At 67.7% G+C, this 20,888-nt stretch carries 21 protein-coding genes; 11 read left to right on the forward strand and 10 right to left on the reverse strand.

Going from position 1 to position 20,888, the window contains the following annotated elements; all coding sequences use genetic code 11:
* Positions 1-1,758, forward strand: a 1,758-nt coding sequence (locus E8A49_RS00005; protein ID WP_293374911.1) for a right-handed parallel beta-helix repeat-containing protein, incomplete at its 5' end; no start/stop codon positions are given.
* Between the two features lie 115 nt (positions 1,759-1,873).
* On the opposite strand, the gene E8A49_RS00010 is transcribed toward E8A49_RS00005, so the two are convergent.
* Positions 1,874-3,250: an AAA family ATPase gene (locus E8A49_RS00010; RefSeq protein WP_293374914.1), complete on the reverse strand. Its 1,377-nt coding sequence runs from the start codon at positions 3,248-3,250 to the stop codon at positions 1,874-1,876.
* A gap of 290 nt (positions 3,251-3,540) precedes the next feature.
* On the opposite strand from E8A49_RS00010, the gene E8A49_RS00015 reads away from it, so the two are divergent.
* Both E8A49_RS00015 and E8A49_RS00020 read left to right on the forward strand, forming a co-directional pair.
* A complete protein-coding gene (locus E8A49_RS00015) occupies positions 3,541-4,428 on the forward strand; it encodes a glycosyltransferase (RefSeq protein ID WP_293374917.1) in 888 nt (295 codons plus the stop codon).
* A gap of 1 nt (position 4,429) precedes the next feature.
* Positions 4,430-5,362, forward strand: a complete 933-nt coding sequence (locus E8A49_RS00020; protein WP_293374920.1) for a glycosyltransferase family 2 protein — start codon at positions 4,430-4,432, stop codon at positions 5,360-5,362.
* 28 nt (positions 5,363-5,390) lie between these two features.
* Here E8A49_RS00020 and E8A49_RS00025 read toward each other — a convergent pair whose 3' ends face one another.
* On the reverse strand, positions 5,391-7,169 hold the full coding sequence (locus E8A49_RS00025; protein ID WP_293374923.1) for a hypothetical protein: 1,779 nt from the start codon (positions 7,167-7,169) through the stop codon (positions 5,391-5,393).
* Positions 7,170-7,300: 131 nt separating this feature from the next.
* Between E8A49_RS00025 and E8A49_RS00030 the strand changes: the two genes are divergently transcribed.
* The gene (locus E8A49_RS00030; RefSeq protein ID WP_293374926.1) at positions 7,301-8,470 is read left to right on the forward strand and encodes a nitrous oxide reductase family maturation protein NosD; all 1,170 of its coding nucleotides are present in this window, start codon (positions 7,301-7,303) and stop codon (positions 8,468-8,470) included.
* On the opposite strand, the gene E8A49_RS00035 is transcribed toward E8A49_RS00030, so the two are convergent.
* From E8A49_RS00035 to E8A49_RS00055, 5 genes are read right to left on the reverse strand one after another with little or no spacing between them, the layout of a single operon-like run.
* On the reverse strand, positions 8,451-8,663 hold the full coding sequence (locus tag E8A49_RS00035; protein ID WP_293374929.1) for a hypothetical protein: 213 nt from the start codon (positions 8,661-8,663) through the stop codon (positions 8,451-8,453). The genes E8A49_RS00030 and E8A49_RS00035 overlap by 20 nt on opposite strands.
* A 24-nt stretch (positions 8,664-8,687) precedes the next feature.
* A complete protein-coding gene (locus E8A49_RS00040; RefSeq protein ID WP_293374932.1) occupies positions 8,688-9,560 on the reverse strand; it encodes a hypothetical protein in 873 nt (290 codons plus the stop codon).
* A 12-nt stretch (positions 9,561-9,572) separates the two neighbouring features.
* The gene (locus E8A49_RS00045; RefSeq protein WP_293374935.1) at positions 9,573-10,685 is read right to left on the reverse strand and encodes a Gfo/Idh/MocA family oxidoreductase; all 1,113 of its coding nucleotides are present in this window, start codon (positions 10,683-10,685) and stop codon (positions 9,573-9,575) included.
* A 48-nt stretch (positions 10,686-10,733) separates the two neighbouring features.
* Entirely contained in the window at positions 10,734-11,216 is a 483-nt protein-coding gene (locus E8A49_RS00050) for a glycosyltransferase (RefSeq protein ID WP_293374938.1), read from the reverse strand.
* Positions 11,213-11,680 (reverse strand): hypothetical protein, encoded by a 468-nt coding sequence (locus tag E8A49_RS00055; protein ID WP_293374941.1) that lies wholly within the window; start codon positions 11,678-11,680, stop codon positions 11,213-11,215. Before E8A49_RS00055 ends, E8A49_RS00050 begins: the two co-directional genes overlap by 4 nt.
* A 313-nt stretch (positions 11,681-11,993) precedes the next feature.
* Between E8A49_RS00055 and E8A49_RS00060 the strand changes: the two genes are divergently transcribed.
* From E8A49_RS00060 to E8A49_RS00090, 7 genes are all read left to right on the forward strand, one after another.
* A complete protein-coding gene (locus tag E8A49_RS00060) occupies positions 11,994-12,914 on the forward strand; it encodes a hypothetical protein (RefSeq protein WP_293374944.1) in 921 nt (306 codons plus the stop codon).
* A 96-nt stretch (positions 12,915-13,010) separates the two neighbouring features.
* Positions 13,011-14,348: an outer membrane beta-barrel protein gene (locus E8A49_RS00065; protein ID WP_293374947.1), complete on the forward strand. Its 1,338-nt coding sequence runs from the start codon at positions 13,011-13,013 to the stop codon at positions 14,346-14,348.
* A gap of 23 nt (positions 14,349-14,371) precedes the next feature.
* Positions 14,372-15,232, forward strand: coding sequence for an SLBB domain-containing protein (locus tag E8A49_RS00070; RefSeq protein WP_293374950.1), 861 nt, complete (start codon positions 14,372-14,374; stop codon positions 15,230-15,232).
* Positions 15,233-15,250: 18 nt separating this feature from the next.
* The gene (locus tag E8A49_RS00075; protein WP_293374953.1) at positions 15,251-16,594 is read left to right on the forward strand and encodes a hypothetical protein; all 1,344 of its coding nucleotides are present in this window, start codon (positions 15,251-15,253) and stop codon (positions 16,592-16,594) included.
* Positions 16,591-17,307 carry a CpsD/CapB family tyrosine-protein kinase gene (locus tag E8A49_RS00080; RefSeq protein ID WP_293374956.1) on the forward strand — a complete coding sequence of 239 codons (717 nt, stop codon included), beginning with the start codon at positions 16,591-16,593 and terminating at the stop codon, positions 17,305-17,307. Before E8A49_RS00075 ends, E8A49_RS00080 begins: the two co-directional genes overlap by 4 nt.
* Positions 17,297-18,208, forward strand: a complete 912-nt coding sequence (gene xrtV / locus E8A49_RS00085) for an exosortase V (protein ID WP_293374959.1) — start codon at positions 17,297-17,299, stop codon at positions 18,206-18,208. The genes E8A49_RS00080 and xrtV overlap by 11 nt, the downstream gene beginning before the upstream one ends.
* On the forward strand, positions 18,205-18,921 hold the full coding sequence (locus tag E8A49_RS00090) for an exosortase C-terminal domain/associated protein EpsI (protein WP_293374962.1): 717 nt from the start codon (positions 18,205-18,207) through the stop codon (positions 18,919-18,921). Before xrtV ends, E8A49_RS00090 begins: the two co-directional genes overlap by 4 nt.
* On the opposite strand, the gene E8A49_RS00095 is transcribed toward E8A49_RS00090, so the two are convergent.
* From E8A49_RS00095 to E8A49_RS00105, 3 genes are read right to left on the reverse strand one after another with little or no spacing between them, the layout of a single operon-like run.
* The gene (locus tag E8A49_RS00095; protein ID WP_293374965.1) at positions 18,918-19,718 is read right to left on the reverse strand and encodes a glycosyltransferase; all 801 of its coding nucleotides are present in this window, start codon (positions 19,716-19,718) and stop codon (positions 18,918-18,920) included. The two genes, E8A49_RS00090 and E8A49_RS00095, sit on opposite strands and share 4 nt — an antisense overlap.
* Before the next feature lie 34 nt (positions 19,719-19,752).
* The gene (locus E8A49_RS00100) at positions 19,753-20,004 is read right to left on the reverse strand and encodes an XrtV sorting system accessory protein (RefSeq protein ID WP_293374968.1); all 252 of its coding nucleotides are present in this window, start codon (positions 20,002-20,004) and stop codon (positions 19,753-19,755) included.
* A 17-nt stretch (positions 20,005-20,021) separates the two neighbouring features.
* Positions 20,022-20,450 carry a hypothetical protein gene (locus E8A49_RS00105; protein WP_293374971.1) on the reverse strand — a complete coding sequence of 143 codons (429 nt, stop codon included), beginning with the start codon at positions 20,448-20,450 and terminating at the stop codon, positions 20,022-20,024.
* Positions 20,451-20,888: the final 438 nt, after the last annotated feature.

Below are 20,888 nucleotides of genomic sequence, written 5' to 3' on the forward strand. Positions count from 1 at the left end.
CTCACGGCAGCGTTGAAGGCGGCCCACAGCGGGGACGTGATCCAGCTGGCGTCGGGGAACTACGGCGAGGTTGCGATCGGCAACATGAACTTCGCCGGCTCGGGGATCACGATCACCTCGGCGAACCCGGCAGCCGAGGCGACCATCACCGGCCTCAACATGGCCAACAGCTCCGGCGTTACGGTCAGCAACCTGAACTTGGTCTATTCCAGCAACGTGGCCGCGGCCGCGGTGGTGAACGGCGGCAGTAACATCACGTTCAACGGGGTGCAGGTGTCCGGCCCGGTGGGGACCAACACCACTCAGGGCATCGTGATCCGCAACGCTTCGAATGTGACCGTCACCAATTCCAACATCCATGACGTCGGCGCGGGCATCGCCCACCAGAACGACAGCTACCTGACCATCACCAACAACCAGATCCACGACATCACCCTGGACGGCGTGCGCGGCGGCGGCTCGTCCAACGTGACGATCTCCGGCAACACCTTCACCGACTTCCATCCCGAGCAGTACGCCCACAACGACGCCATCCAGTTCTGGACGACGGGCACGACGACCGCGACCCATGACATCACGGTGACCAACAACACCTTCGAGCGCGGCCCGACGGGCACGGCGGTGCAGGCCATCTTCATGGGTAACGAGAACGCGATCACCTACCAGAACGTCACGATCGAGAACAATGCGATCGAGGGCGAGGGCTATCACGGCATCACGGTGATCCAGGCCAACAGCCTGGCCATCGAGAACAACCTCGTCGAGGGCTACCAGGACATGACCGCCTGGATCGAGGTGGAGAACTCTTCCAACTCGACCGTCTCCAACAACGCCGCCTCCTCCTACATCCTGCAGAACAACACCAACCTCACCCAGGCCAACGACGTCACCCTCAAGCAGGCCGTCGTCGGAGACACCTCTGTCCTCGACTACTGGGTCGCCAACCACGGCGCCGCACCCGCCGCCGATATCGTCGGAAACGCACCTCTCTCAACAACGACCGCGACGACCGCGGCCAGCGTCGCGGCCACGCCCGCCGTGGTCGCCGCGCCGTCCGCCGTGGTCTCCGCCGGGGTCACTATCGACGCCACGGGCCACGTGTTCACCGGCACGGCCGGCAACGACAGCGTCCTGGGCACCGCCGGCTCCGACACCATCAGCGGCGGCACGGGCGGCGCTGACACCTTGGCCGGCGGCGCTGGCGACGATCTCTACATCGTCAACAACTACGGTTCGAACGTCATCGAACAGGTCAACGGTGGCACCGACACGGTCCACACGACCTTGGGTCTCTACCAACTGACCCCCAATGTGGAAAACCTGGTGCTAGACGGAACGGTGGGCCAGCGCGGCTACGGCAACGCCGGGAACAATGTGATCACCTGCAACTCGGTGCTGAACCAGATCGATGGCGGGGCCGGCAATGACACCATCGTCTCGATGGGTGGATCGCAGGATGTCTACGTCGGTGGCGCCGGCAACGATGTCTTCCAGTTCGACGTCCTTCCGAAGTCCATCGCGACGATTACCGACTTCACCCCGGGCCAGGACGAACTGGACCTTGCGCCCCTGCTCACCGCCTACCACGGGACCAACCCGGTGGCGGACGGATGGGTGAAGTTCACCACGGACAGCACCGGGACCACCGTCTATGTCGACCAGGACGGCCACGGCACGGCGCACGGCTTCGTAGCCGTGGCCAAACTGACGGGCGTGACCCAGGGCCTGACCATGGGCAGCGACTGGATCTTCCACTAGTTCATCCGGCCATCCGGCCCGAAATGCGAACGGCGCCTCAGGATCCTGAGGCGCCGTTTTTCGTGCAAGCGGCTCTGGCCGGCAGCCTTGAAGCAGCCGCAGCTGGCTCACGGTGTCAGCCGTTGCTGACGCGGACCTTGCGGGTGGCCTGGAAATCGTCCTGCGCGCCCTGGAACCAGAGGTAGGCGGGCAGGCCGTCCTCGAGGAAGACGTAGGACTCGGCGCTGTCGTCGGGCCGGCGCAGCAGTATCCGGTCGTTGGCCAGCTGGGCCACGAGGCGCTTGGCGCCGGCCCCGTCGGCCGACTTGCCGGCGACCGCGTCGATGTCGCTCAGGTCGAATTCGCCGCCGGCGTGCAGGGACGCGCCCGCCAGCAGGGTCAAGAGCTTGGTCATGCCCTTTTCCCTCAGGGTCTCGACCTGGGTCTGGGCGGCCTTGGGGATGCGGCCCGCCAGCTCCAGCACCGCGCCGTGCAGCGCCTTGGAGACGTCGCTGGGCAGCACGGTGCTACGCGAGGCCTCGATGGCGGCCAGGCCCGAGTGGTGGGAGATCAGCGACGCGATGTAGGGCCAGCCGCTGGACGTGCGCACGATGAAGTCGATGGCCGCCGGGTCGAAGACTAGGCCGCTGGCCCGCTCGCCGGTCTTCACCAGCTCCCTGGTCTCGTCCTCGGTCAGCAGAGGGATGCGCACCGCCAGGATGTTGCGGCGGATCGAGGGGATGTGCTCCACCAGTTCGGCGATGTCGCCCGCCACGCCGGCGATGATCAGCTGCACCCGGACCGAGCGGTCGGAGAGGATCTTGATCAGCTCGGCGATCTCGCGGCGGAACTCCATGGAGACCGAGCGGTCGAACTCATCGAGCACGATGATCATCCGTGTGCCGGTCAGGCGCGCGCAGAGCTCGCCAAACTGGCGCGGCGAAAAGCTGGCCTTGGGCAGCAGGTCGGCGAAGTTGGCGCCGGACTCGGCTTCTTCGGCGGTGGGGCCATAGCCGTTGTGGAACAGCAGCGGGATCTCGGCCGCGGCGGCGCGGAAGGTCTCCTGGAAGTTCGAGGCCGCGCCGCAGGACGAATAGTGGACGATATAGCGCGCATCCTTGGCGGCTTGCGACAGCATGTGCAGCAGCGAGGTCTTGCCGATGCCGCGCGAGCCGTAGATCACCAGGTGCAGGCGCTGGTCTTCCAGCGAGCTGATCATCGCGGCCAGCACGCCGCTGCGCCCGGCGAACATGCGCCGATCGACCACCGGCTGCGAGGGCGTGAAGGCGGCGCGCAGCTTCAGGCGCATGGAGGTGAAGCGGTCGCCGCGCTGGCGATCGATCTGGTCGCCGGCGGAGGCCTTGAAGCGGGGCAGCAGGTTGGCCGCGGCCCTGGGGCTCGCGTCGGGCGCGTCGTGGGCGAACAGGTCGCTCAGCGGCGCGGCGATCGTCGGCCGTTCGGCTTTCTGCTTGGGGGCTTTCCGCCGGAAGACGGAGCCGATCTTTAGAGCCACGAGCGAAACCTCCCAGTCGCAGCGCAGTCGCGCCGCAGCCCCCTATTATAGGAGGGAAAAAATTACCTAAATGATGGCGCCAAGCGCTCGCGCCCTCATTGTACGCCATCAGGCGATCGAAGGACGAGACCGCACAGCGACTTTCCGTTCCGCATCGTCTGGCATAAGGGAGCATACCCGCCAGCACCTGTCGACGTCGCCACGTGTTAAGAGCGGCTTCGCGCCGTTCCGGTTCACTGGCGGGCGCGAAAAAACCGGGCGCTTTCGCCCGCGCGGGCAGGGGGAAGCCGATGGCCGGCGGGCCGCGACCGAAGGTGAGCGTGATCGTGCCGCACTATCGCGACCTGGCGCGCCTGGACCGCTGCCTGGCCGCGCTCGGCGCGCAGACCTATCCAAAGGACGATTTCGAGGTGGTGGTGGCCGACAACGCCTCGCCGGAAGGCGAGGCCGCGGTGGCCGCGGCGATCGCCGGGCGTGCGCGGCTGGTGACGGTGGCCGACAAGGGCGCGGGCCTGGCCCGCAACGGCGGGGTGGTGGCGGCGCGGGGCGAGCTGCTGGCCTTCACCGACGCCGACTGCCTGCCCGATCCGGCCTGGCTGGCGGCCGGGACCGCGGCGCTCTCCGGCGCCGACGTGGTCGGCGGACGGATGCAGGTGCTGGTGGACGATCCCGCGGCGCCGACGCCCGTGGAGGCCTTCGAGGTGGTCTTCGCCTTCGACAACGAACACTACGTCAAGCGGCTGGGCTTCACGGTGACCGCCAACCTGTTCTGCTCCAAGGCGGTGTTCGGGCAGGTGGGCGGCTTCCGGATCGGCGTGTCGGAGGACCTGGAGTGGTCGCGCCGCGCCACCGCCGCCGGCTTGCGCTTGGCCTACGCCCCCGACGCCCTGGTCGGCCACCCCGCCCGGCGCACCTGGGCCGAGCTGATCGCCAAGTGGCAGCGCATCAACAGTGAGACCTACGGGCTTTCGGCCGGCCGGCCCGTCCGGGCGCTGCGCTGGCTGGTCCGCAGCGGCCTGATGCCCCTGTCGGCCGTGGCGCACACCCCGCGCGCGTTGGGGAGCCGCAAGCTCGCTACGGCGGGGCAGCGCTGGGCGGCGCTGGGCGTGCTCTATCGCCACAGATTCTGGCGGATGGTTGATGCCGTCCGTGTGCTGACGACCTCGGGGGACGCCTGAGGTGCGGGTGGCCGTGGCGATCGTCGCCTTCCGCAACCCGGGCGACGTCGAGGCCTGCCTGGCGGCGCTGGGGGCCTCCGTCCACACCGATTTCGAGGTGGTGATCTGCGAGAACGGCGGGCCGCAGGCGTTCCGCGAGCTCGTCGCGGCGATCCCGGCGCAGCTGGCGGGCGGCCAGCCGGTGCGGGCGGTCTGCGCGCCCGCCAACCTGGGCTACGCCGGCGGCGTGAACCGGTGCCTGGCCGAGGCGCCGCAGGCCAACGCCTGGTGGGTGCTCAATCCCGACACCGCTCCGGAGCCCCGCGCCCTGGCCGCCATGGTCGCGCGCCTGGCCCGCGGCGACTGCGAGGCGGTGGGCAGTGTCGTCTATCTGCCGAGCCAGGTGATCCAGTCCCTGGGGGGCCGCTGGCGGCGGCTGTTCGCCCGGGCGATCTCGCTGGGCTACGGCCGGCCGCTGGCCGAGACGCCGCGCCTCGCCGGCGAGGCCGAGGCGCGGCAGAACTACCTGAACGGCGCATCGATGCTGGTCAGCCGCCGCTTTGTGGAGGTGACGGGGCCGATGCGCGAGGACTACTTCCTCTATTGCGAGGAGGTGGAGTGGTGCCTGCGGGCCCTGAGCCTGGGTTTGAAGCTAGGCCTCGCGCCGGATGCGTGGGTGCTGCACCAGCAGGGCTCGACCACTGGCCACACGGCGAACGTGCGCGAGCAGGGCCGCACGCCGGTCTATCTCAACGAGCGCAACCGCTTGCTGCTGACCCGCGACCAGACGCCGGTCCTTCTGCCGCTGGCCGCGCCGCTGGCGCTGACGCTGATCCTGGCGCGCTTCGCCCGGCGCGGCGCCTGGCGGCAGGTGGGCTATGCCGTGGACGGCTGGTGGGCCGGCCTTGTCGGCCGGCGCGGGCCGCCGGCCTGGATCGAGATCCAGGGCCCCTAAGAGCCCGTCCCGAAGCGTCCTCCAGCGTCTAGGCCGGGTTCAGCCTGCGGGGGCGGTCGGGACGCGGCGGCCAATAGGTGTCGTACGGGTCTTCGGGCTCGGCGTCCTCGGGTTCGTCGTCGTCGCGCTCAGAGGACCGCAGGACCTTGGCCGGAGCCGCCGTCGTCCGGTCTACGAACGCCTGGGCCTCGTCGCGGACCCGCCCGATCAGCGCTACGCACATGCCGACCAGCATGAACAGGAAGGAGTGGTAGTCGGCCTGGCCGTACACCAGCTTGATGACCAGGAAGGCCGACATGCTGCAGGCCGCCGGGATCATCAGGCTCAGCTCGCGGTCGCGGCTGTTGCCGGCCACCAGGGCCGAGCGCACCGACCAGGCGATGATCAGCAGGAAGATGCCGATGAACGTGATCACGCCGATCATCCCGTAGTCGAGGCCGAACACCAGATAGTAGTTGTCGATGGCGATGAACTCGCCGGCGCCATAGCCCATTGCCTGGCCCGCCCCGCCGCCGCCGTGCCCCAGGGGGTAGAGCAGCATCTTAGGGATCGCCATATGGATCTGGGTGTTGCGCGCCGCGTTGCTGGCCGCCGCCGCACCGCCGCCGAACACCAGCTCCTTCACGGGCTTCACCGCCATCACCAGAAGCCCGGCGGCGGAGAACACTGCCGGATAGGCATAGACGATGGTGGCCGCCAGCAGGTCGCGGCGGTTTCGCCGGAAGCGCATCATCCCCCAGAACAGCATGTAGAGCATCACCGAGATGAGGAAGGCGATCACGCCCAGGCGTGCGTCGGTCAGGCGCACCGAGAGGAAGATCACCGGCACCATGACAAACCCAAAGACCCGCAACGGCATGCGGTAGCGCCCGAGCGCGAAGTGGATAGCGAACGGGGTCAGGAGCGAGATGTACTCCGCCATCCCGAGCGCTGTGGTGAAGGTCACCTTGGTGCGGTAGAGGCCCGTCGCGGAGCGGACCTGCGAGGCGAAGATGTTCATGCCGATCGCATCGTCGATCTTCAGGAAGGACGGCACATAGCCAGCCCAGAGCACGTGGTGCACCGCCAGTTCCAGCAGCTGCAGCGTCAGCATCGGGATGGCCGTGAACATGATGAGGATGATGTAGCGTTCGGCGCGGCCCGGGATCCGGCAGACCCAGGCGGCGATGGCCGCCACGATCACCCAGTTCACCTGCTGAATGACGCCCTTCTGGATGGCGGCCCCCGGTGACTTGGCGATGCCGATGGTGATCAGCTGGATCGCCACGAAGACAGCGAACCACATCCAGAAGCCGGGAATCGTCAGCGCGACCGCCTTCATCTCTCCGCGGAACGTTCGTGAAATCGAGAGCGAGACCAGGAAGAGCATCGCCATCGGGACGCCGGCGAGACGAATCGCGGTGATCCAGGGCAGGCCCGGCAGCGCCAGGGCGAGGTAGTTAGGCCACAAGACCAGGCTCATCAGCAGCGCGCCCAGCAGGAACTCCATGGTCTTGGTCGGGGCGTGCGTCTGTTCCGGCAGCGCCCAGATCGACAACAACATCAGGATCGCGATCGGCGCGGCGAAGACCACGATGAGATAGGGCGCCGTGAGTGCGAAGAAGAAGCCGTAGACCAGGCAGAAGAAGCCCAATCCGATCGGGGTCAGCACCAGGGCGATTTTTCGCGGCCAGGAGTCCAACTGGACGTACGGCTTCATCACGCGCTGTTTGACGCGCTTCTTCCGCTGCAGGATGGGGATGGAAGCCAGGATCTCCCAGGCCAGCACCAGGAAGGCCCTCACGGCGATCATCAGCGGCAGGCGCAACTTGGGAAGGCGCCGGCGACCGGCGGGGGGACGAGGCTTGGACATTGCCGTCAGTTTGCCAGAAACTCGTATAGAAAGCACAAGCGCCCATCAGAGGGCCCGCTGCGCGTCTCCCAGGCTCAGGAAGTCAGATGGCTGATATCGAGGTCCGTTCGGACGCTGAAATCCAGCCGGCCCTGGCGAAGGCCAAGCCCGGCGACACCGTGAGCTTCGCCGCCGGGACCTACGGCCAGCTGGCGGTCAATCGGCAGTGGGCCGATCCGGGCGTGACGATCCGCCCGGCGCCCGGCGCCAAGGTGAGCTTCACCAACGTGACGGTCGCCAATGCGGCCGGCGTCACAGTGCGAGAATTCACGGTCCTGTCGGACGCCATCGGCTTCATGGCGATCAACAGCGAGAGGATCGTCGCATCCAAGCTGGACATCCATGGCGCGCTTGACGGCGAGCTCACGGCCAAGGCCGGCACCGGGGTGATCGTGCGCAACATCAAGGCCAGCGAGGTCAGCGACTGCGATGTCCATCACACCGGCTGCGGCATCGGCCACCAGGGTTGCGACGGCCTGATCATCCGCGGCAACACCATCCACAACTTCCGGTTCGACGGCGTTCGGGGCGGATCGTCGAACCTGACGGTCGAGGGCAACGAGATCCGCGACATGTATCCGGCTCCGGCGGACCATCCGGACGGCATCCAATTCTGGACGACGCTGCTGAGCGCACCGGTGGAGAACGTGACGATCCGGCGCAATCGGGTCCTGCGGAACAAGGGTCTGCCCTTCCAGGGCATCTTCGTCGCCGACGAGGCCAACGTTGGCATCCACGGCCTGGATATCGAGGAGAACTTGGTTGTCTCCGACCACTTCCACGGCATCAGCGTCTATCACGGCACTTCGCCTAAAATCATCGGCAACTACGTCAACGGCCATGAGGGCGCAGGCGTGCGGCCCTGGATCAAGGTCGAGGGGTGCACTGACCCCGTGATCAAGGACAATGTGTGCCCGGGCAATTTCGTGACGACCGGATCGAGCCGTCTGCCAGCGTCGACGAACGTCCAGAAGAACGGCAACAAGGAGGTGGGCCTGCTGCCGCGCGGCGACGACACGCTCGCCGAGGCCTGGTGGGCCAAGCTGACCGGCGAGCCACAGAAGCATCTGAGCCAAGCCGCGCCGCCGGCGGGCCTTGGCCTGGCCACGGGTGTGCTCGCGACTGCGATCGTGCTCAAGACGCCGGGGACCCGGCGCACGACGCTCGGCCAGTTGGCCGCGGCCGTGCTGCGGGTGTTCAGCGGCGGGGCGGCCTGATCCGCTGGGCGGGCTTGACCGCGGCGCGCTTGGGCGCGCCGGCCGCCTGATCGTCGAAACGGCGGCGCGGATTTTCCCCGGCGCTCTTCTCGGCCAGGGTCTTGCGGCGGGGCGGGGCGAAGATCAGCCAGCCGACCATGGTTACGAAGATCACGTTGACCAGCGCCAGGATGGGCAGGACCAAGGCTAGCACGGCCAGCCCTCCCGAGAGTCGCCGCTAAGCCGCTTCACGCGCCCAGAACTCGTTCACGAGGTCGCGGGTGTTGCGGATGTTCTCGCGGCCCGAGGCGCCGAAGACAATCGACTCGATGTTGGGCTGGCGGCAGATCCATTCGATCGCCTCGCGCGGCGGGATGGCGCCGGAGGCGAAGACCGACATGGCGATGGCGCGGAAGCGCCGCTCCTTGAGCGCCCGGTCGTAGGCCTCGAAGCCGCCCGACATGCGGAAGCCGATCTTGTTGATGTTGGCGCAGACGATCGGGTTCTCGACGCCCACCTTGTCGAGCGCGTCGAGCAGGCGCGGCATGTTCATGGTGATGAAGCCGGCCTCGGCGCCGTAGCGGCGCTTCACATGGTTGGCGAAGATCGCGAAGGCGTCGTTGAAGCCCAGACCCAGCAAGAGGTCGACGACCACGTTCTGCAGGAAGATGACCGGCGTCTTCAGCCCCTCGAACATCTTCATCTCGGCGTCGATCAGGAGGGTGGCCACGCCCTCCACGTCCTTCTTGGCGAAGGACATGCCGCCACGCAGGGCCGCGTCGAACAGGCCCTCACTGGGCAGGAACCGCTTCAGCGCGCCCAGCGGACCGTCCTCGGTGACGGCGTTGGCGTACTTATGAGCGTAGGGCATGCAGGGGTAAAAGGTGAAGTCCTTGTAGCGTTGCGGATCGGCCCGGACCTGGTCGCAGATCGCGGCGATCTTGTCGTGGGTGGTGCACATGAAGGTGGTCACGCCTTCATCGTAGGCCGCGTCCAGGACCCGCATGATCGCCGCCGGATCCTGGAAGCGCATCGACTGGGCGCGCGCCTTCTCCTCCGACATGTGGTTGACGCCGAAGAACTGGTTGTCGCCGAAGAGGAGCTTGTCCATGGGCAGTCGCCTCTAAGCGCGGGCCGGGGCGGACTTGCCGCCGAAGAAGGGGAAGCGCCGCGCGGGCGCGGCGGCCGGAGCGCCTGCGCTGGCGGCCATGGCCGTCGGGCCGCGCTCGGCGTCGAGGCGGATCATCTCCAAAGCCTGGTCGGTGTCGGCGGCGCTGGCGAAGGAGCTCACCGTGCCGCGGCGCCCCTCGCGGATGGCCGCCACGAAGTGGTCGAGCTGGGCGGAATACTCCTCGCCGCGCACATAGAACCACACCTCCTCGGTGAGGTCGGTGGTGTAGCGGACGTTCCAGCCCTCGCCATAGCCCTCGAGGCCCGGCTCGACCTTGCGCAGATAGGTCTGACATTCCTGGCGGTCGGCGGCGATCCGCCCGTTGGTCCCCCAGAAGGTCAGCTTGGTGCTCATCTTGCGGTAGGACTCGTCGCTCCAGTTCACCGACACCTGCGCCGACAGCCCGTTCGCGAAGGAGAGGGTGCTCAAGACCTCGTCGTCGGTGTCGCGCGAGAAGATCTTGTTCAGCATCGAGCCGCCGGCCCCGACGGGCGCGCCGAAGTACCAGTTCAAGAGGTTGATCGGGTGGGCGGCGTAGTCATAGAGGCAGCCGCCGCCTTCCGAGCGCTGGGTGCGCCAGGTCGAGCCCTTGGGCTTCAGCACCACCGGGCCGTAGGCCTCGGCCAGCACATGGCTCACCTGGCCGATGGCCCCGGCGTCCAGCAGGCGCTTGACCTCCTGGAAGGCGCCCACAAAGCGGTAGTGGTAGCCGACCTGGTTCACCACCCCGCGCTCATCGGCCAGGCCCGCCAGCTTCCGCGACTCCGCCGGGTCCAGGCAGAACGGCTTCTCGCAGAAGACGTGCAGGCCCTTGGCCAGCGCCTGCTCGACCATCGGCCCGTGGGTGCGCGAAGGCGTGGCGATGATCACCGCGTCCAGCTCGGCGGTGCGCAGCATCTCGGCGTAGTCGGCATAGCCCTTCAGGCCGGTGTACTTGCCCAGCACGTCCAGGATGTAGCCGGTGGGGTCGCAGACCGCGGTCACCTGGACGTCCGGATGGGCGTTGATGATCGATAGGTGCGACGCGCCCATCTTGCCCAAGCCGACGACTGCAACCCTGATCATCACATTCTCCCCTGCGGCCGGCCGGTCGCGCCCCAGCGGGCGCGGACGTCAGGCGGACGCGATGAAATCCCTAATCCGGTTCAGGAACGGCTCCGGCGCCGTGCGCTGCATGGTTTGGCCCATCCGCGCGCCGGCCCGCACAGCCTCTATCGTGGCGCGCAGGTCCTTGTCTTCCCAGCAGACGTGAATGCCGGGGCGGCCTTCGAGCCATTTGGCGGTGGCGATCTGATGGTCGGTGGTGTGCTCGCCCCATTCCAGGATGCGCGGCAACAGGATGATCGGCGTGTTGCTTTCCATCGCCGTGATCACGCTGCCCATGCCGGCGTGGGCGACGATCAGGTCGGCCTCACGCACCTTGGCCATGAACTCGCCGCGGGTCAGCATCTCGGCGTAGGGGATGTTGACCGGCCGGTGGCCGCCTTCGCCGATCTGGGCGAAGAAGCTCTCGTCCGGCATCTGGGTGGCGAGCTCGTCCGCCACCTTCACCAGGCGGTCGAACGGGAACAGCGATCCGATGGTGACGAAGATCACAGCACCGCGCCCCAATAGTCCGGGCCGTCCGGACCGCTGAGCTCCGGCCACTGGGTCAGCCACCGGTTGGCGACGCGGCGGGCCTGGGAGCCGGACGTCGACATCCGTTCGCAGTTGGCGATGCTGTCGATCCAGATGGTCTTGGCCCCGAACAGGAAGCGGGCCAGGGTGATGCAGACCAGGCCGGGCGCCGAGCCGGTGGTGATCACCACATTCGGCCGCTCGCGCATCAGGACGCCGATCAGCTGCGGGACCAGGACGAAGAGCCGGGTCAGGCTCATGCGGGTGATGTCAGAGACCTTGTAGAAGCGGCAGCCGGCCACGTCGTCGGCGTAGTCGGCGTAGACGCTGACGAAGGCCACATCGAATTCGGTGAAGGCGGGCCGCAGGCGCTGCAACTGGATCCAGTGACCGCCGCCCGACGCCATGGCGAGGACGCGTCGCGGTCTATCGGTCCGGCTCATAAGCTCTCCCAAACAGCAACTGCCGTGGCGCGCGGATCGGCCGGCGTCCGGCGATGCCGCGGCGCGTGAAGCTCTTAGGCTGCGGGTGTGAATAGATGGTGATCGTAGGGGCCACAAGCGCGGCGCGGCGACGCTGGGCCCGACAGGATACGCCTGAGGCGCAAGCGATCTTGCGCCGTCCTTCGTCTGGAGCGATTGAAGCGCTGACGGACCGCGAGCCTAGCCGGAACACGATTCGGCAAGCTATTTGCAGCTAAGTCCGTTAGCCATTGAGTCGGCAATACGAGAACAGGAAACTCGGGGGGCGATACAGATGAAGCGCATAAAGGCGGGCTACGTACTGGTGGGCGTCCTGTGCGTCGCTCTCAGCGCCTGCGGCAAAAAGGAGCCGACAGGGCAGGTTGCGGCCGTGCTGGACGGCAAGGAAGAGATCACCACGGCGCAGATCGCCGCCGAGCTGAACGGCTTCCAGGCGCCGACCCCGCAGATCCGCAAGGCGGCTGAACACCAGGCGCTGGACCAGATCCTGGGCCGCCGCGCGCTCGCGGACGCCGCCAAAAAGGCCAAGATCGACAAGACCCCGGGCTATGCGATCGTCGAGCAACGGGCCAACGAGACCCTTCTGGTCCAGACCTGGCAGCAGCAGATCGCCAAGAGCGTGCCGCAGCCCAGCAAGGATGAGGTCGACAAATTCATCGCCGATAACCCCGATGTCTACGGGCAGCGCAAGATCTTCACGGTCGATCAGGTGCGCACGCCGCGGCCGTCGAACCCGGCGATTCTACAGGGCCTGCAGCCGTTGAAGACCCTTCCCGACGTCACCGCCTACCTGACCGCCAACAAGATCCCCTACCGCGAGAGCTCGGAAAAGATCGACGCCCTGACAGCCGACCCGCGGGTGATCCAGGGGATCGTCAAGCTTGGCCCTGACGCGGTCTTTGTCGTGCCCAGCGGCAATATCTTGACGCTCAACCACGTGACCGCCGCGGAAACCCAGCCGGTCCCACCGGAGGTGGCGACGCGCGTCGCTTCGACGTATCTCAAGAACCTGCATACCCAGGAGGCGGTGGCGCGGCAGTTCCAGTCCGTGCTTGCCGCTGCGCGCAAGAACGTAAAGTACAACCCGGCCTATGCGCCGCCGAAGGCGCCTGCGGGGGCGCCCGGAGGGGCTGCGCCGGCTGCGGCGCCTGCCGCTGCGCCTGCGGGGACGCCTGCGCCTGCGCCGAAGGGCTAGCCGCGGGGGCGGCTGGGACTGAACGCGGACGCTGGCTCGCCCGGCGTCCGAGAGTGGAGTTGAAGACGTGAAACGGCTTGTCCGGGGGATCGAGCGTTGGTCGTTGCGGGCTTGAACGTCAGTCGCAGATTGCTGGCCTGCGGCTCGGCGGCCGTGGTCCTGGCCTGCGGCGGGACCGCGGCGGCGCAGAACATGTCGGGCTCCTCGCTCGGCCTGCCCGCCGAAGGCATGGCCGGCGCGGGGCTTCCCAATATGCCAGGCGGCTTCCCGCAGCCCGGCCAGCCGATCGAACGCCGCTTCGACGTCCTGTTGCTGGGCACCGCGGTCTATGACTCCAACGTCGCGCAGGGCGGCAAGCTGGTGCAGAACGCCCGCGGCGTGACCCCTGCGGACGAGATCTACACCCCGAGCGCCTCGATCAACGCCCTGCTGCCCGTGGGTCCGGGCGCGGTCTTCGTGGACGGTCAGATCGGCTACGACTTCCACCAGAGCAACACCAAGCTGCAGTCCGAGCGGATCAACATGTCGGCCGGTGGCGAAACGAACGTCGGCCCTTGCGGCGGGTCGCTATCCGGGTCGTTCCTACGCGGACAGAGCGATCTGTCGGACCTGTCGCTGGCGGTGACCCACAACATCCAGCAGACCATTTCCGGCAACCTCGGCGCCCGGTGCACCCCACTGACCGGCGTCGGCGTGTACATCGGCGTCTCCTATGCCCAAACCACCAACGACTCCGACGGCGCGCTGGTCGCGGATTCGCACATGGAGGGCGTCAACGGCGGGGTCAGCTACACCAACGAACTGCTGGGCTTGGTGTCGGTGAACGGGAGCTACAATCGCACCTACTACGACGATGTCCTGCCGGGCGAGGCGCCGCAGCCGTCCTACGGGCAGGTCGGGGCGAGCATCAGCATCAGCCGGCAGATCGGTTTGCGGCTGAACGGTGAGGCGACGCTGGGGATCACCCATGTCCTCCCCGGCGATGCGCCTGTGGCGCCCGGCGCCCCGGTCGTCGCCAGTGAGCCGGCGTTCACGGGCCTGACTGGCTCGGGCTCCTTGGTCTACCGCGTCAACGATCGGCTCTCGGCCACCCTGATCTATTCGCGCGCGGTCAATCCCAGCCTGCAACTCGGCGCAGACTATCAGCTGGTCCAGACCGTCGCGATGACCGTCGGCTACACTTTCAGCCAGCGCCTGTTCGGGTCCCTGGGCGGCACGATCGACAACCGGAGCTTCGAGGGCATTCAGACCACGCTGATGACGACAGGGGTCAAGAGCGACAATGGTTACGGCGTCAACGCCGCGCTGCGTTACACGATCGGCGACAAGACGTCGCTATCCTTGACCGTCGATTATCAGGTTAGAAACGCGGACCCCGCTATCTTTGACTACTCTTCGTACCGCATAGGCCTGACCGCCTCTAGGTCGTTCTGATCCGGGAGCCACATGTGACTCGCATGAGCCTTTTCCGTGTTGTCGTCGTCGCCGTCCTCACCATGGCCGCCGCCGCGCACGCCCAGCCTGCTCCCGTTGGCGCGCCGCCAGCCGCCGCCTCGACCGCGGCGCACGCGCCGCCCGCTGCGGCGCCGCCGGCGACCGCCGCGGGCGACCGCAACTACCAGCTCGGCTTCGGCGATGTGGTCGAGGTGAGCGTGCTCGGCCAGGCCGATTTCGACGTCCACAGCCGGATCGGCAGCGACGGGGCGATCCTGCTGCCGCTGATCGGACCGGTCCCGGCCACCGGCCGCTCGCCGGGCCAGCTGGCCGACGACGTCCGCGGCCTGCTGCGCAAGGGCGGCTTCTTCGCCAATCCGCTGGTGCGGGTCGACGTGCTGACCATCGCCAGCCGCTACGCCACCGTGCTGGGCTACGTCGGGACGCCGGGCCTGATCCCGCTGGACCGCGACTATCGCCTTTCGGAAGTCCTCGCCCGCGTGGGCGGCCGCAGCACCGCCGGCGCGGACTATGTCCAGCTGACCCACGAAGACGGGACCTCGACCCGCTACGGCATTTCCGACTTGGCCACCGGCGGCCGGGACAAGGATCCGCTGATCATGCCCGGCGACAAGTTGTACGTCCCCGCCGTGGAGAACGACGTCTTCTACCTGAGCGGATCGGTGAAGCAGCCCGGGGCCTATCCGGTGGGGCCCAACCTCACGGTGCGGATGGCCCTGGCGCGCGCCGGCGGCGTGTCCGCCAACGGCAGCGACAAGAAGGTCAAGCTCACCCGCAAGGGCGCCGAGGTCAAACCGGTTGATCTCGACAAGACCGTCGTGCAGGTAGGCGATATCATCTCCGTCGGCGAGCGGCTGTTCTAGCCTGCGCCAGGATCGAACATGAGCATCCTCCAATTCCTTCGGATCTTCTGGGCGCGCAGGATGATCGTCCTGGTGGCGATGATCACCTCGTTCCTGGGCGCCTATGTGGTCACCCTTCTGGTGCAGCCGCGCTATGAGGCGACCTCGCGCGTGATGCTGGACCTGCTGAAGCCCGACCCGATCACCGGTGAGGTCATCGGGCGGGGCGCGTCGGGGACCTATTTCGACAACCAGATGGAATTGGTGAAGGACTACAGCGTCACTGGTCCGGTGGTGGACGCCATGGGCTGGCTGTCCGATCCGAGCCGGATGCGCTCCTACCAGGCGCGCCCGTCCTCTGACACGCGCGACTTCCGCCGTTGGCTGTCCGAGCAGGTGTCCGAGGACACCCAGGTGAAGATCAACGGCTCGGTGCTGGAAATCACCTATAGGTCGCCGAGCGCGATCGGCGCCCGGGTGGGCGCTCAGACCCTGCGCGACGCCTACCTGCAGGCCAGCCTGGCGCAGCGGCGCTCCGACGCCTCCAAGAACGCGAGCTTCTACGACCAGCAGGCCGACAGCGCGCGCAAGCTGGCCGAGGACGCCGAGCAGGCCAAGGCGAACTACGAGAAAGAGACCGGGATCATCATGGATCGCGGCCAGTCGGACATGGAAAGCGAGCGCCTCGCGGCGCTCGCCGGCCAGGCGTCGGCCCCGGCGCCAATGATGCAGATCGGTCCCTCAGGCGGCGGGGGCGCGGCCATGGAACTGGCCCAGATCGACGCCAAGCTGGCCGACCTCAACCAGAAGCTTGGCCCGAACCACCCGGAAATCCTCGAGCTCAAGGCGCGCCGCGAAACGGTGGCCAAGCTCGCGGCCCAGGAGGCCAAGTCGGCCAAGTCGGCCTCCAGCGGCGCCGACAGTATGGCGGCGATCGCCCACGCCCTGGAAGAGCAGAAGTCCAAGGTCATCGCCGAGCGCGACAAAGTCGAGCGCCTGCGCCAGCTGCAGGGCGAAGTCGACCTGCGGCGCGACCAATACCGCTCGGCGGCGGCGAAGGCGGCGCAGTATTCCGTGGAAGCCTCGGCGGTCGACAACGGCCTGACGCCGATCGGGGTGGTGGTCACGCCCTCCACGCCGGCCTTCCCCAACAAGAAGCTGATGATCGGCGGCGCCGTCGCCCTGGGCGCGGCGCTGGGCCTGGCCATTTCGCTGCTCCTGGAGCTTTTGAACCGCCGGGTGCGGGGCGTCGAGGATTTGCATCTGTCGAGTGAAATCCCCTGCATCTGCATCGTGGAGCGGCCCCCGCCGCCTGGCGTGCGGCGCGGCCTGGCCGGTTTCGTCCAGCAGTTCATTCCCCGACGATTGGGCAATCCTGCGTGACCCAGGTCGCCCCCAAACCTATCGAGACGTCCGAAGGCGCCGCGGCGGACCGTGCGGCGCCGCGCGCCAGCGAACGCGTCATGCTGGCGCCAGCCCTGGTGACGTTGAGCGATCCGCTGAGCCCTGGCGCTGAGGCGATCCGAGCGCTGCGCACCCACGTCATGGCGCAGCATATCCAGCAAGGCCGGCGCGGACTGGTGATCTGTGCGGCCAGCCTGGACGTGGGCTGCTCCTTCGTGGCCGCCAACCTGGCCGTGGCCCTGGCGCAGATCGGGCTCAAGACCCTGCTGGTCGACGGTGACCTGCGCTCGCCCTCGATCCATCAGTTGATCCCGCCGCGCGGGCAGACGGCGGGTCTGGCCGGCTGTCTGGCGACGGCCTACGCCATCGTGGGCGATTTCATCGAAGAGGACCTGCTGCCCAACCTGTCGGTGCTCTACGCCGGCGACGGCGCGGCCAATTCGCAGGAACTGCTGGCGCGCGAGCTGTTCGAAGACGTGATGAACCAGTGTCTGCGGGACTACGACGTCACCATCGTCGATACGCCCCCGGCCAACACCTCGGCGGATGCTCGCCGCATCTGCAATGTCGTGGGCTACGCCCTGGTCGTCGCGCGCCGCAACAAGAGCCTCGTCTCCGACGTGAAGACCTTGGTGGAGCAGCTGATCGACGACCACGCGAAAGTCATCGGCACGGTGATGAATGCTGAATGACCGCGCCGAGCCGTCGACGCCTGCTACCGCCGCCGCCAAACCCGCCCTCGCAAGCCTGATCCCGCCCGCCGCGCTCAACCGCTGGCCGCTGCTGGTCGGGTTCGCGGCGCTGGCCGTGCCGACGCTGGTGTCCCTGGGCAACGGGACCTGGACGAAGGAAGCCGGCGCTCACGGTCCGATCGTCCTGGCCACCGGCGCCTGGCTGATCTGGCGCAATGCCGCCGTGATGCGCCAGCTGGCCGCGCCGGGATCGCAGGTCCTGGGGTGGCTGGCCTTCCTGGCGAGCCTCGGCCTCTATGTCTTCGGCCGCACTTTCGACTTCATCACCTTCGAGGCGATGGGCCTGTTCGGGGTCGGGCTCTCGATGCTCTACGTCCTGTTCGGCGGGCGGGCGCTGCTGAAGACCTGGTTCCCCTTTTTCTACCTGGCCTTCCTGATCCCGCCGCCCAATTGGCTGATGGACCGCCTGACGGCGCCCCTGAAGCAATTCGTCTCGTCGGCGGCGACCGGCGCGCTCTACCTGACCGGCCTGCCGATCGAGCGCGAAGGGGTGACCATCCACGTGGCGCAGTATTCGCTGCTAGTGGAGGACGCCTGCTCCGGGATGAACTCCCTGGTGGGCCTGATCGCCATCAGCCTGTTCTACATCTACCTGCTGCGCGGCTCGTCGGTGCGCTACTCGGCGGTGCTGACCCTGTTCGTGGTGCCGATCGCCGTCCTGGGCAACATCCTGCGGGTGATGACGCTCATCCTGCTCACCTATTTCGCGGGAGACGAGGTGGCGCAGGGCTTCATCCATGGCCTGGCCGGCCTCTTCCTGTTCGCGGTGGACCTCTTGCTGGTGTTCGGCGTCGACGTGGTGCTGGCGCGGTTCCTGCCGAAGAGCTGGCGGCCGCAATGACCACACGCCGCGATATCCTGATGGGCGCCGCCTGCGTGGCGGGCGCCGGAGCGACCTACGGGCTGCAGCCGCACCACCACGTGGCGCTGCTGGGCAATGGCAAGCTGGCCGAGATCGTGCCGCCGACCTTCGGGGCCTGGCGCTCCGAGGACGTTGGCGACCCGCTCGCGATCAATGGACCGGGAACGCTGTCGGCCAAACTCTACAACCAGCTCCTGGTGCGCGCCTACACCAACCCGACCACCGGCCAGCAGGTGCTGATGCTGCTGGCCTACGGCGGCCTGCAGACCGACGACCTGCAGCTGCACCGGCCGGAAATCTGCTATCCGGCATTCGGCTATGCGCTCACCCGCAACGAGCCGGAGACGATCCGCATCTCGCCGGACGTGACCATTCCCGGCCGCCGGCTGATCGGCGTGGCCCAGGAACGCACCGAGAGCATCATCTACTGGTCGCGCATCGGCGAATCCCTGCCGAGCAGCGCCGCCGAACAACGCGCCGCCCGCCTGAAGATCTCCATGGAAGGGATCATCCCCGACGGCCTCTTGTGCCGCTTCTCGGCCCTGCCGCTGGATCTGGCCCACCCTTGGGCCGACATCGAGGCCTTCCTGCCGACCTTCCTGGCGGCGATCGCCCCGCCCTGGCGCAAGGTGCTGATCGGCACCCAGCGCGGCGCGACCCTGGCCGCCGAGATCCCGAAGGCGGTCGTCTAGACCGCCTCGCCGCCCGGCGGGGTCCAGGTGGTGTAGAAGCTTTCCATGTTCACCAGGTACTCCACGGTGGGCGTGGTGACGTGGGCGACGCGCGCCCGGCGGCTCACGCGCCAGACGAACTCCCAGTCCTCCTTGGGGAAGGTCATCTTGGTGCGGGGCAGGCGGCTGAACGGCAGCAGGGCCGAGCGGCGCAGAACGATGGAGTTGGCGTCGACCCAGGAGGTCTCGTCGGCGAAGCGCCGGCGATCGAACGACTTGGACAGCACGTCCAACTCCGTCCCGTCCTGCCGGCGGCGGCGCACGGCGGTGTAGACCAGGTCCGCCCCGTCATCGATCGCCTGCACCGCCAGCGACAGGTGCTGCGGCGTCCAGGTGTTGTCGTCGTCCAGGAAGGCTACATAGTCTGACCGCGACAGCCGGATGCCGACGTTGCGAACCAGGCCCAGCACCGCAGAATTGCGCGACAGCGAGACGGCGAAGACCCGCGGGTCTTTGGGCAAGTCCGGCGGCAGGCCGGCGCCGTCGTCGACCACCACCACCACGAAATCCTGCCGCTCCTGCGCCAGGATCGAATTGACCGAGGCGACCACCCCCTGCGGCCGCTTGTAGGTGGGGATGATGCAGGCAATGGCCGCGGTGGGCGGGGCGCCGAGTTCGGTCGCCAGGCGCGCCACCTCCGCGTCCTCGAACCGGGTGAAGGCGGCTCCGCGCCGGCCCATGGTCAGACGGTTGCGCCACTCCATCACCGGCCACACGCCGAAGGCGCGGCGCAGGAGCTTCCTCACAGGTGCGGTCACGCCCGCCATCTTGCCCGTCCTTCCGGATGCCCGCTCAGGGTTGCGACTTGAAACCGAAGGGCTTCAGCACCCCGCCCACATAGGCCAGGACCACCGCCAGCAGCACCAGCGCCAGGGCGTCCCGTCCGCGCAGAGCCACGAAGGCGGCGATCAGGCAGGCCATCGACGGCGGGATATATTGGAAGAGGCCCGCGGACGATAGCCGGCGCGCCAGCAGGCGTTGGACGCCCAGGAGCCCCACGCCGGCCAGCATGGCCAGAGCCAGCCACTCACAAATCGCCGTCACGCCCACCCCGCGAAAGTTCAATGCAGCCCGTGCCGCGCCGCCGCGGCCGCCCGAAACTGGTCGGCGGTTTCGTCCTGTTGCAGGCTGTAGGCCACCTCATCGGCGCGGTCGCGGGTCAGGCCCGCCTGCTGCTTGGCGCCCAGGCGGGTTATCGCACCGGTGTTGAGGTCATAGACAGAGTAGCCGCCGTTGGGGTCGGGGCGCACCTCGTAGCGCGCCTGGCTGGCAGCAGCCTCCGGGTCGGTGGCCAGGGTCTGCTGCTGGATCTTCACCGCATCGTCGATGATCTGCGCCTCGCGCCGATCGGTCGCGGCGCTGTTGGCCGCCGCCATATGCTCCGTGGACTGGCGCATCGAGTCGGCGGCGTGGCTGATATCCTGGACGCGGGCGTCGCAGGCGGCCAGCAGCAATAGCATGGGCGCGATGGCCAGCGGACTGTGCTTCATCACCTCCTCCATGTCTGACGCCCCCTTCTATATGCTTGTAATCGAAGCTGAAACCCGTCTCCCGCCGTTGTCGAAAGCTTTACTTTTGATAGGCCTCATGGGCTCCAGTATGATTTACGGGATGTAGCGTTGCAGGGGATGCCCGATTGGCTGGCTCGGACCGTATGAGCCGGCGTCGGGGACGATTTTACCGGGGGCAGCCGTCCTTTTCGACGGGGTCTTGGTCAGAATGACCGAACCCTGAACCCTGGGCCAGTACGCGTCATCGGTCAGCGGGGGCTCATCGATGGGACACAATCATGAGTATCGTTCAGGTCTACAGCTCCAGCGGGCTCACGGCAGCGTTGAAGGCGGCCCACAGCGGGGACGTGATCCAGCTGGCGTCGGGGAACTACGGCGAGGTTGCGATCGGCAACATGAACTTCGCCGGCTCGGGGA

Source organism: Phenylobacterium sp. (genome assembly GCF_004799515.1).
Lineage (GTDB): Bacteria > Pseudomonadota > Alphaproteobacteria > Caulobacterales > Caulobacteraceae > Phenylobacterium.